Genomic DNA, 239 nt, shown 5'->3' with positions numbered 1-239 from the left:
GTTCAAGAATAAACTCGCTTCCTTTTCCTAATTCACTTCTTACGATAATATTTCCTTGATGGGCCTCCACCAAATGCTTCACGATGGCAAGTCCTAGACCTGTCCCCCCCGAATTACGGCTTCTGGCTCGGTCCACCCGGTAAAAGCGTTCAAAAATCCGCGGAATTTCATCCTGCTTTATTCCTACTCCAGAATCTTTTACGTGGACCGTGATATTTTCACCACCGTCTGTCAGGACA

Annotated in this window: 1 protein-coding gene; it reads right to left on the bottom strand. The window is 46.4% G+C overall.

Going from position 1 to position 239, the window contains the following annotated elements; all coding sequences use genetic code 11:
* Positions 1 to 239, bottom strand: a 239-nt coding sequence (locus RYX56_RS24965) for a sensor histidine kinase (protein WP_317124468.1), incomplete at both ends; no start/stop codon positions are given.

Origin of the sequence: Alkalihalophilus lindianensis (assembly GCF_032843265.1) — a bacterium.
In the GTDB taxonomy this organism is placed as follows: Bacteria; Bacillota; Bacilli; order Bacillales; family Bacillaceae_D; genus Alkalihalophilus; species Alkalihalophilus lindianensis.
This window is presented reverse-complemented; position numbering and strand designations above follow the sequence as displayed.